Annotated in this window: 8 protein-coding genes and 4 tRNA genes; 9 read left to right on the top strand and 3 right to left on the bottom strand. The window is 57.4% G+C overall.

Annotation, left to right across the window (positions count from 1 at the left end; genetic code table 11):
• The first annotated feature begins 176 nt into the window (after positions 1 to 176).
• The 5 genes from PF66_RS30755 to PF66_RS30775 all read left to right on the top strand — a co-directional run bounded on the left by PF66_RS30755 (position 177) and on the right by PF66_RS30775 (position 2,284).
• Positions 177 to 1,418 carry an aspartate kinase gene (locus PF66_RS30755; protein ID WP_054058786.1) on the top strand — a complete coding sequence of 414 codons (1,242 nt, stop codon included), beginning with the start codon at positions 177 to 179 and terminating at the stop codon, positions 1,416 to 1,418.
• 191 nt (positions 1,419 to 1,609) lie between these two features.
• A complete protein-coding gene (gene csrA, locus PF66_RS30760) occupies positions 1,610 to 1,798 on the top strand; it encodes a carbon storage regulator CsrA (protein WP_054058785.1) in 189 nt (62 codons plus the stop codon).
• Between the two features lie 62 nt (positions 1,799 to 1,860).
• Positions 1,861 to 1,951: transfer RNA gene (locus PF66_RS30765), tRNA-Ser, on the top strand.
• A gap of 107 nt (positions 1,952 to 2,058) precedes the next feature.
• A tRNA-Arg gene (locus tag PF66_RS30770) sits at positions 2,059 to 2,135 on the top strand.
• 72 nt (positions 2,136 to 2,207) lie between these two features.
• Positions 2,208 to 2,284: transfer RNA gene (locus tag PF66_RS30775), tRNA-Arg, on the top strand.
• A gap of 40 nt (positions 2,285 to 2,324) precedes the next feature.
• On the opposite strand, the gene bamE is transcribed toward PF66_RS30775, so the two are convergent.
• Positions 2,325 to 2,804 (bottom strand): outer membrane protein assembly factor BamE domain-containing protein, encoded by a 480-nt coding sequence (gene bamE / locus PF66_RS33260; RefSeq protein WP_193394246.1) that lies wholly within the window; start codon positions 2,802 to 2,804, stop codon positions 2,325 to 2,327.
• A 319-nt stretch (positions 2,805 to 3,123) separates the two neighbouring features.
• Here bamE and mgtE point away from each other — a divergent pair, with 319 nt between their 5' ends.
• The gene (gene mgtE / locus PF66_RS30785) at positions 3,124 to 4,566 is read left to right on the top strand and encodes a magnesium transporter (protein ID WP_017902917.1); all 1,443 of its coding nucleotides are present in this window, start codon (positions 3,124 to 3,126) and stop codon (positions 4,564 to 4,566) included.
• A gap of 122 nt (positions 4,567 to 4,688) precedes the next feature.
• Here the strand turns inward: mgtE and PF66_RS30790 are convergent, their stop codons facing one another.
• Positions 4,689 to 5,015 carry an Arc family DNA-binding protein gene (locus tag PF66_RS30790; protein ID WP_026145013.1) on the bottom strand — a complete coding sequence of 109 codons (327 nt, stop codon included), beginning with the start codon at positions 5,013 to 5,015 and terminating at the stop codon, positions 4,689 to 4,691.
• Positions 5,016 to 5,585: 570 nt separating this feature from the next.
• Between PF66_RS30790 and PF66_RS30795 the strand changes: the two genes are divergently transcribed.
• Positions 5,586 to 5,662, top strand: a tRNA-Arg gene (locus PF66_RS30795).
• A 64-nt stretch (positions 5,663 to 5,726) separates the two neighbouring features.
• On the opposite strand, the gene PF66_RS30800 is transcribed toward PF66_RS30795, so the two are convergent.
• Entirely contained in the window at positions 5,727 to 6,212 is a 486-nt protein-coding gene (locus PF66_RS30800) for a hypothetical protein (RefSeq protein WP_054064783.1), read from the bottom strand.
• A 119-nt stretch (positions 6,213 to 6,331) separates the two neighbouring features.
• On the opposite strand from PF66_RS30800, the gene PF66_RS30805 reads away from it, so the two are divergent.
• Positions 6,332 to 7,219: an AraC family transcriptional regulator gene (locus tag PF66_RS30805; protein WP_054058783.1), complete on the top strand. Its 888-nt coding sequence runs from the start codon at positions 6,332 to 6,334 to the stop codon at positions 7,217 to 7,219.
• Positions 7,220 to 7,410: 191 nt separating this feature from the next.
• Positions 7,411 to 8,955, top strand: a complete 1,545-nt coding sequence (locus PF66_RS30810) for a class I SAM-dependent methyltransferase (protein ID WP_054058782.1) — start codon at positions 7,411 to 7,413, stop codon at positions 8,953 to 8,955.
• Positions 8,956 to 9,197: the final 242 nt, after the last annotated feature.

Consider the following 9,197-nt stretch of genomic DNA (forward strand, 5'->3'; position numbering starts at 1 on the left):
CCAGGCGAAAACTGGCGAGCAAGCGCAGTTGACTGGAGTCAATGAGCATGGCGAACCGGTTTTCAACGCAGCCTGGGCGAGCGCAGATACATTTTCTACAGCGCCTGGTGATAGGCAGCGAGGCTGTGGTTTGAATGATTAATGGGCGCCCCTTTACGGGCTGAGGCGGCTTAGAAATGGCTTTGATCGTACAGAAATTTGGAGGCACCTCAGTCGGCACTGTCGAGAGAATCGAGCAGGTCGCCGACAAGGTTAAGAAATTCCGCGAAGCCGGCGATGACCTGGTGGTTGTGCTGTCTGCGATGAGCGGCGAAACCAATCGCCTGATCGATCTGGCCAAACAAATCAGTGGCGAGAACCAGCCGGTTCCACGCGAACTGGATGTGATCGTTTCCACCGGTGAGCAGGTGACCATCGCGTTGCTGGCCATGGCGCTGATGAAGCGCGGCGTGCCAGCGGTGTCGTATACCGGTAACCAGGTGCGGATCCTGACCGACAGTGCTCACACTAAAGCACGCATCCTGCAGATTGACGATCAGAAGATTCGTGCTGATCTGAAGGAAGGTCGTGTGGTTGTCGTCGCCGGCTTCCAGGGTGTTGACGAGAACGGCAATATCACCACGCTCGGTCGTGGGGGGTCCGACACCACCGGTGTGGCACTGGCCGCGGCCCTGAAGGCTGACGAATGCCAGATCTACACTGACGTCGATGGGGTCTACACCACCGACCCGCGGGTCGTCGCGTCGGCTCAGCGCCTGGACAAGATCACCTTCGAGGAAATGCTGGAAATGGCCAGCCTCGGCTCCAAGGTCCTGCAGATCCGCGCAGTCGAGTTCGCCGGCAAGTACAACGTTCCGCTGCGCGTTCTGCACAGCTTTAAGGAGGGTCCGGGTACCCTCATTACTATTGATGAAGAGGAATCCATGGAACAGCCGATCATTTCCGGCATCGCCTTCAACCGCGATGAAGCCAAGCTGACCATCCGTGGCGTGCCCGATACTCCGGGCGTGGCCTTCAAGATTCTCGGCCCGATCAGTGCCGCCAACATCGAAGTCGACATGATCGTGCAGAATGTCTCGCACGATAACACCACCGACTTCACCTTCACCGTACACCGCAACGACTACCAGTCGGCGCAGAATGTACTGGAGAACACCGCGCGTGAAATCGGCGCCCGGGAAGTGATTGGCGACACCAGGATTGCCAAGGTCTCGATCGTCGGTGTCGGCATGCGCTCCCACGCGGGCGTTGCCAGCCGCATGTTCGAGGCACTGGCCAAGGAAAGCATCAATATCCAGATGATCTCCACTTCCGAAATCAAGGTTTCGGTGGTGATCGAGGAGAAGTACCTGGAGCTGGCCGTACGTGCACTGCACACGGCGTTCGAGCTGGACGCTCCGGCCCGACAGGGCGAGTGATTGCGTTACTCCAAAGGGCGCGGTTGAACCGCGCCCTTTGTATTTTTTGATAAGTGTGGGCAAGCGCTGTTCTTTTGCCCGCTCTCGTCAATACTTAGGGGCGTAGGGCTATGGCTATCTTGGGTGTAGGCCGAAGCCCTTTTTTTTGCAGACTGTGTTGTCCCTGAACTGAAATGCGTGAGGAGATAGGTATGTTGATTCTGACTCGTCGGTGCGCAGAAAGCCTGATCATTGGTGATGGCGAAATCACTGTGACCGTGCTCGGCGTCAAAGGAAATCAAGTGCGTATTGGTGTCAGCGCCCCCAAGGAAGTGGCCGTCCACCGTGAGGAAATCTACCTGCGGATCAAGAAAGAGAAGGACGAAGAACCAAGCCATTAATTTTTCTCGTTTTTTTTGTTTGCAAACGGGGAAAAAGCTGGTTAATATACGCCCCGTGTTGCGGAGAGCTGGCCGAGTGGCCGAAGGCGCTCCCCTGCTAAGGGAGTACACCTCAAAAGGGTGTCGGGGGTTCGAATCCCCCGTTCTCCGCCATTATTTGCTTAGTGCGTTACGATCTGGCTTCTTCTGTAAGTTGTTGAAATTACTAGAAAAAGTGCTTTACAAAAAGATTTGACGACCTATAATGCGCGGCAACAAATGCACTCGTAGCTCAGCTGGATAGAGTACTCGGCTACGAACCGAGCGGTCACAGGTTCGAATCCTGTCGAGTGCACCATTTAAGCGTCATCGGTAGCAATACGGATTACGTGGCTTCAACCAGTTGTGGTCTGGTCTAAAAACACAAAATGCACTCGTAGCTCAGCTGGATAGAGTACTCGGCTACGAACCGAGCGGTCACAGGTTCGAATCCTGTCGAGTGCACCATACACCAAGAAGCCCGCACATGTTGCGGGCTTCTTGCTTTCTAGCGTTTGACGCATCCTCTTTCATCGAACTGCACCAGGCTGCTGCGACCTTTTTTCAGGTTGTAGTAATAGCGCGTGGTACTGTTGCTTGTACTTATCTTGTCCGGCTTGCCCAGGGCGCTTTCCACTTCCTGGCGATTCATGCCGGGGCGCACCTGTTGCTGGATGACGGCCTGGCGTCGTGAGCGTGCATCCAGCAGGTTGCCACATCCATCGTCATGTTCGCCCACTACGATCAGCTCCCGGGGCGTTGGAGAGATTTCCCGGGATGCCGTTTGCTGTCTGGTGGGCAGGGGCTTGCTGCCGGGTGCGTGATTGTCTGCGCGTTGCGTTCGCAGGTGGGTGTCGTGCGGGCAGCCCAATGTGGTGAAGGTGATGTGGCCGCTGGCGTCTTCGCAACGCTGCACCATCGCGGCGCTCGCGCCGGGAGGCTGGTACAGCGCCAGGGGAATCAGCAGGCAGCAGGTTCTTGGTGGCATCGAGGGTCCTCCATGACGGTCGTTGTTAAAGCCTAGTTGCGGGCTTTTACAGCGGGCGTGTGTTTTCTTTTCGGGATGCGTCGTCGAATTCAAAAGCAGCTGAAGAATGTCCGGCTTTTCTCGCAAGCGCTTGTTCTTGCCAAGATTTTTGCCGTTAAAGCGTCTAAGGCAGTGTATGATTGCGCCCGTCAGCCCCGCCGGGGCTTGTGGAAAACCTCCATGGACTTACCCAGTAGTTACTCAGTATTTCGCTTTACCAATCAAGAATTGACTGATTGATCCTTCCGGCGTGTTCCACTGCTGGGAGTGGAGTTCGCCTATGACCGAAATCGAAGTAAAGAAATCTCAAGAAAGCTTGCAGGACCGCCTGGCTCAAGTCGTCGAGCTGCTGCATCGTCAGCGGGTGGTCGAGGACCTGACCCATCGTCAGGAAGGTCATCATCAGGATCGGGTGGAGAACCTGGTCCACCGGCAGAATCTCGTCGAGCTGCAGCGCAAGCTCGATGATCTGCACTCCGCTGACGTCGCTCATATTCTTGAAGCCTTGCCCCTGGATGATCGCCTGACGGTCTGGCAACTGGTCAAGGCCGAGCGCGACGGCGACATTCTGCTCGAAGTATCCGACGCTGTTCGTGAAACGCTGATCGCCGACATGGACGATCACGAACTCCTGGCCGCGGCCAAGGAGATGGATGCCGACGAACTCGCCGACCTGGCGCCCGAACTGCCACGGGACGTCGTGCATGAGCTGATGGAAGCTCTCGACGGTCAGCAGCGTGAGCGCGTTCGCTCCGCGTTGTCCTATGACGAGGAGCAGGTCGGCGCGCTGATGGACTTCGAGATGGTCACCATCCGTGAAGACGTCAGCCTGGAAGTCGTATTGCGTTACCTGCGCCGGCTCAAGGAGCTGCCGGGGCACACCGACAAGCTGTTTGTCGTGGACTATGACGGCGTGCTCAAGGGCGTGCTGCCGATCAAGCGGTTGCTGGTCAATGATCCCGAAAAGCAGGTGGCCGATGTCATGGCCAGTGATCCGGTCAGTTTTCACCCGGATGAGGATGCCTATGACGCGGCGCAGGCCTTCGAGCGTTATGACCTGATTTCGGCACCGGTGGTCGACAAGAACGGCAAGCTGATCGGCCGTTTGACCATTGACGAGATGGTCGACCTGATTCGTGAGGAGAGTGAGAGCGAAGTCCTCAGCATGGCGGGTCTGCGGGAAGAGGAAGACATCTTCGCCTCGGTCTGGAAGTCCTTGCGTAACCGCTGGGCGTGGTTGGCGATCAACCTGATCACCGCCTTCATCGCCTCGCGGGTGATCGGTCTTTTCGAGGGTTCTATCGAGAAGCTGGTGGCGCTGGCTGCGTTGATGCCTATCGTTGCGGGGATTGGTGGCAACTCCGGTAACCAGACCATCACCATGATTGTGCGTGCGATGGCCCTGGACCAGGTCAGTACCGGCAATACCTCGCGGCTGATGCGCAAGGAGTTGGCGGTGGCGCTGCTCAACGGTCTGATCTGGGGGGGCGTGATCGGCGTCGTGGCCTATGTGCTGTATGGCAGTTGGTCGCTGGGGGTGGTCATGACGGCCGCAATGACGCTGAACCTGTTGCTGGCGGCCTTGATGGGGGTGCTTATTCCCATGACGCTGGCGCGTCTGGGGCGCGATCCGGCGATGGGCTCCAGCGTCATGATCACTGCCATGACCGACAGTGGCGGCTTCTTCATCTTCCTCGGGTTGGCGACACTTTTCCTGCTCTGAGTCTCCGGGCGCGGCCTTCTGGTTGCGCCACCTCTCCAGGTTCCCGGGCTTTTCCCGGGACCTTCCCGAATTTGACGCAAAAAAAAGCCAGCACGAGGCTGGCTTGAGCTTTCAGGGATGAATCAGCTGGCGTCTGCGGCCATTTCGGCGTCGTGTGCAATCAGCGACACCAGGGCATTCTGCTGACGATGGGACAATTGACGGAAGCGTTGCAGCAGCTCGCGCTCATGCAGGGACAGCTCCGGGCTGTCCAGACGCATGCTGAGCTCGTCGCCCAAGGCACCTTCCTGAATAAGACTCTGCTCCAGGCGTGCAATGATCTCGGAATTCATGCTGCGGTGGTGGTTACGAGCCACGTCGGCGATGCGTTCCCGCATTCCATCGGGCAGACGCACGACGAATTTGTCAGCTGTACGGCTGGAATAAATTGCCTGTTTCAATGGGCGCATAGTTTTAAACCGGTTAGTTCAGGGGAGCGGTTCTCGGAATTGGCCGCAGGATGTCAGTAGGACAGCATGCTTTGCCAAATGTTCAACCTGAATTGAGATGAGGCCCGCATCATGCCTCAAATTTGCCAGATCATTGGCGTCAATTCTGTGACAAATATTGAACTGGATAAAGGCGATATGCCAGCACCAATTATCAGAAATGCGCACTGGTTTGAAAGTTTTTGCCGGTGCGGTGCTCTGATCGGCCATCCCAAGCCAGTCTGAAGGCTACGAGCCTTCCTGCCGCATATGCTACGCGGTGATCTGGCCTTTTGCCTCTATTGTTGAAGGATAGTGGCAAATGGCTGATTTTCTAGTGGACGAACGGTCCGAAGCGGGGCAGCCAGGGCCTTTTCCGACCGACGAGCGTGAGAGGGAAGGTGATGTCCCTGCTATCAGTGGCGACAGTGTCTTGTGGCACCCACAGAGGCGACTTACCGTTAAAAAGCCCATGGATGACATGACAAACGCCGGCGTGCCCGTTAACATGCACGCCGTCCGTCGCGTCGCCTGTTCGGGTAGACGCTCGTTGTCTCAGTAGCTCAATTGGATAGAGCATCCCCCTCCTAAGGGGAAGGTTGGCAGTTCGAACCTGCCCTGGGACACCATCAACACAGTCTCGCAGCCTGCACGCCAAGCCTGAATTGCCTGCACGGCGCCTCCCGGTGCGCGCTAGGCAAAGTTTCCCCCTCTCCTGCGCAGATAAATCATTTGTGCGCTCAGTCCCACAACCAGCACTACAGCGATGGCACCCTGGGCTCCCAGCAGTATCGGCGATTTCAGATCGGTGACGAACGGATGTCCGTCTGGCACTCGGCGCAGCGTTTCGGAGACGGTGGGTAGCATCAGGAAAAACGCGGTCAGGCTCAGGAAAATGGTTTCCAGATAATTGCGGGCCCGTCCCAGCCAGTTGATGCTGCCAACGCCATAGCCGGCCAGCAGCAATGCAATCGTGATGACGCCCACGATTTTACTGACGGGTTGATGAGCGACCAGGAAGACAGTGAAGCCGCCGATCAGCATTGACGCCAAATAGAGCAGTCCGGGCGTGGAACGAGGGACGATACGGCCGTGGCGGATGAACATGTGGATTGCCAGTGGGATGGCAGGCAGGCTGCCAAGCGTGTGTATCCAGCCGAGGGGGGAGATTCCAGACATTTGATTTTTCCACGTGATTGGACGATGTGCATAAACGGCCAGCGTTGGAGGACTTCGTTTCAGTTGCGTCAGCGCGTTATGATTCCGGGGCAGCTTAATAAAGGCGCGGCCGGCCAGACATGATGAATCCCCGCGAAAACTTGATCATTCATCCGGAAATGCAACTGGAGGGCCTGGCCACGGGCGATCTGCTGTCCCAGGTGCTTGCGCAGATTCGTCTGACCGGGGACCGGGTCTATTCCTGCGTCTTGGCGAGTGGGCAATGCCTCGACCTTGATGAGAAGAGTGCGCACATTTGCGTGCTGCAGAGCGGAGAGTTACAGCTCGAGGAAGGGGGGCAGGCGATCGCGACGCTGGAGCAGGGCGATCTCATTCTGCTTCCTCATGATTCCTCCGGGATAAGGATCATGGCCAGCAAGGGGCCTGTGGCCGTGGTGATCTGCCGATTCTGGTTCGATGCGAGCAGTTTCCAGGCCATGCTGTTTGCCCTGCCCCGATTGATCCATATCCGCAAGGCCGAAGCTGTGGCCTGGGCTGAAGGCATCCTGCATTTCATGTTGCTCGAAGCCAATGACACTCAACCTGGCGGTGCGCTGATGGTTTCGCGCCTTATCGACCTTACCGTTATCCGCATGTTGCGAACATGGGTCCAACAGAACGCCGCTTCAGGCTGGCTGGGTGGCCTATCGGATGCGCGTATAGCCCGTGCGCTCAGGGCTATTCACGGAAGTCCCGGGCAACAATGGCGCATTGACGCGCTGGCGGAGGTTGCTGGCATGTCGCGCTCCAATTTCTGTGATCGGTTCAGCGCATTGGTTGGGCGCTCGCCGCTGCGTTACCAGAATGAATGGCGGCTCACGTTGGCGAAAACGATGTTGTCGAAACATGACAGCCGAATCGGCGAGATCGGCTTCGCGATTGGCTATGAGTCGGAGGCGGCGTTCAGTCGCGCCTACAAGGCTTTTTTTGGCCGTTCGCCCCGAGAGGATAGCGGCCGGCCGGGTTAGGGGCCAGTGTGTGCTTGTTCGCCGGTTTTCGCCTTGCCTGGCCTTCGCTCGAAAACATTTCTTACAGTCCCTGGTCGCTATGACTGACATCCGTGGGAGCGATACTCTGATCGTTCTGCTTGTGATGTGTAGCGGCTACCTCTTATATAGAAGGAGTTTTCTGTTCTCGACTGCCAGGAAGGAAGCAGGCTATGAGTGAAGCGTGGAACGACGGTTATTTCACCGATGAGGGGTACACCTACAGCTATAGCCGGGAGATCAACCCCGTCTTCCAGCGCTACTGCTTGTTGTTGCGTGGTTTCGCAACCCTGGAGAGCGCAAGTGCCTATCATTGTGAGCTGGGCTTTGGTCAGGGTGTGTCGATCAATATTCATGCGGCGGCCAACCCGGGATGTTATGTCGGTAACGATTTTCATCCGGCACAGGCTGCGCATGCCAATACCTTGGCAGTGGCCAGCGGTAGCAATGCCCGGCTGTATGACGACAGCTTCGAGCAGTTGCTGGCACGCGATGACCTGCCGCAGTTCGACAGTATCAGCCTGCATGGCATCTGGACCTGGGTCAGTCGCGATAATCAGAAGTTGATTGTCGAGTTCGCCCGGCGGTATCTCAAGCCAGGTGGGCTGCTGTATGTCAGCTACAACTGTTTTCCGGGGTGGTCGCCGTCGGCGCCGTTGCGCCAGTTGTTCCGTCTCCACGACCGATTTGCCTCCAATGCCTCGATGCTGCCGGCCGAACGTATAGATGCAGCGCTGCAATTCTCTGAGGCGTTGTTGGCGGCAAATCCCCTGTACGCCGAGGCGGCTCCGAACGTCGTTGCCAAGTTGCAGGGCGTCAAGGGGCAGAATCGCCAGTATGTTGCCCATGAATATTTCAACCGCGACTGGAACTGCATGTATTTCACCGATGTGGTGGATGCCCTGTCCGCGGCCAAGCTCGACTATGCCACGACCGCCGTGCCACTCGATTCGGTGGACCCGCTCAACCTGACCGGTGAAGGCATGGATTTCCTGGAAGGGATCGAGCAGCCGGTCATGCGCGAGCAGGCGCGTGACTATTTCGTCAATCAGCATTTCCGTCGGGATCTGTACCAGCGCGGCGCTATCAGATTGTCTGCTGCAGAGCAGCGCGAGGGTATGCTCAATACCCGCTTTGTCCTGTTGCAGGCAGCGGAGACCGTTCCGGGTAGCGTCAAGGGGCCGGCCGGTGAAGCGACATTGCAGTCAGAGATATACGGCCCTGTGCTCGAAGCGCTGGCGGCGAAGGCCTATGCGCCGAAAACCTTGCGGCAGCTGTTGGGGGCTGTGCCTTCGATGGCCTATGGCGACCTGGAGCAGGCGGTAACGGTACTGGTCGGCATGGGGGTGGCGGCACCCTGCCAGAGCGAGGCTGCCGAAAAGCTGGTGCAGGCCAATTGCAGTGCTCTGAACCTGCATCTGTGCAAACGTTCGCTGTTCAACAACCCGATATCGACCCTGGCTAGCCCGGTGACGGGAGGTGGCGTGTCGATCAGTCGTTTCGGGCAACTGTTCCTGATATCGATCATGCAGGGTAAAAAACACCCTGCTGAGTGGGCGCAGTTTGCGTGGGGCATCATCAGTTCCCAGGGGGAGGGGATCGTCAAGGATGGACGGGCCCTTACCACTGCCGAAGAGAATACTGCGGAGTTGCTGGCCCAGGCCGAGGCATTTGGCGATAAGTCGCTGGTTATCCTGAAGGCACTCAAGATCGTTTGATGGCAGGAGGTGGGCCGGCCTTCTGCTTGTTTGGGGGGGGGGCTGTTCCGCTTTTGCCTTTTAATAGGGGTCTGCACATGACACAACATCCAGGCTCCTCCCTCCTGCAGCAGCGAGCGGGCTTTGGATTGGCGGTTTTGACCTTTATGACAGAAATCTGAAAATAACGGTTGACGCTCATTCCCAGGGGCCTATAATGCGCCCCACTTCCGGCGCAGTTCGAACGGAAAACTCCTTGAGAT

Origin of the sequence: Pseudomonas asplenii, from assembly GCF_001293465.1 — a bacterium.
GTDB classification, from domain to species: Bacteria; Pseudomonadota; Gammaproteobacteria; order Pseudomonadales; family Pseudomonadaceae; genus Aquipseudomonas; species Aquipseudomonas fuscovaginae_B.

Bases quoted from the DNA above. Each gene is read 5' to 3' on its own strand.
- PF66_RS30790 (WP_026145013.1), bottom strand. From the start codon at position 5,015: ATGCGCCCATTGAAACAGGCAATTTATTCCAGCCGTACAGCTGACAAA.
- PF66_RS30805 (WP_054058783.1), top strand. From the start codon at position 6,332: ATGATGAATCCCCGCGAAAACTTGATCATTCATCCGGAAATGCAACTG.
- mgtE (WP_017902917.1), top strand. From the start codon at position 3,124: ATGACCGAAATCGAAGTAAAGAAATCTCAAGAAAGCTTGCAGGACCGC.
- PF66_RS30800 (WP_054064783.1), bottom strand. From the start codon at position 6,212: ATGTCTGGAATCTCCCCCCTCGGCTGGATACACACGCTTGGCAGCCTG.
- csrA (WP_054058785.1), top strand. From the start codon at position 1,610: ATGTTGATTCTGACTCGTCGGTGCGCAGAAAGCCTGATCATTGGTGAT.
- bamE (WP_193394246.1), bottom strand. From the start codon at position 2,804: ATGCCACCAAGAACCTGCTGCCTGCTGATTCCCCTGGCGCTGTACCAG.
- PF66_RS30810 (WP_054058782.1), top strand. From the start codon at position 7,411: ATGAGTGAAGCGTGGAACGACGGTTATTTCACCGATGAGGGGTACACC.
- PF66_RS30755 (WP_054058786.1), top strand. From the start codon at position 177: ATGGCTTTGATCGTACAGAAATTTGGAGGCACCTCAGTCGGCACTGTC.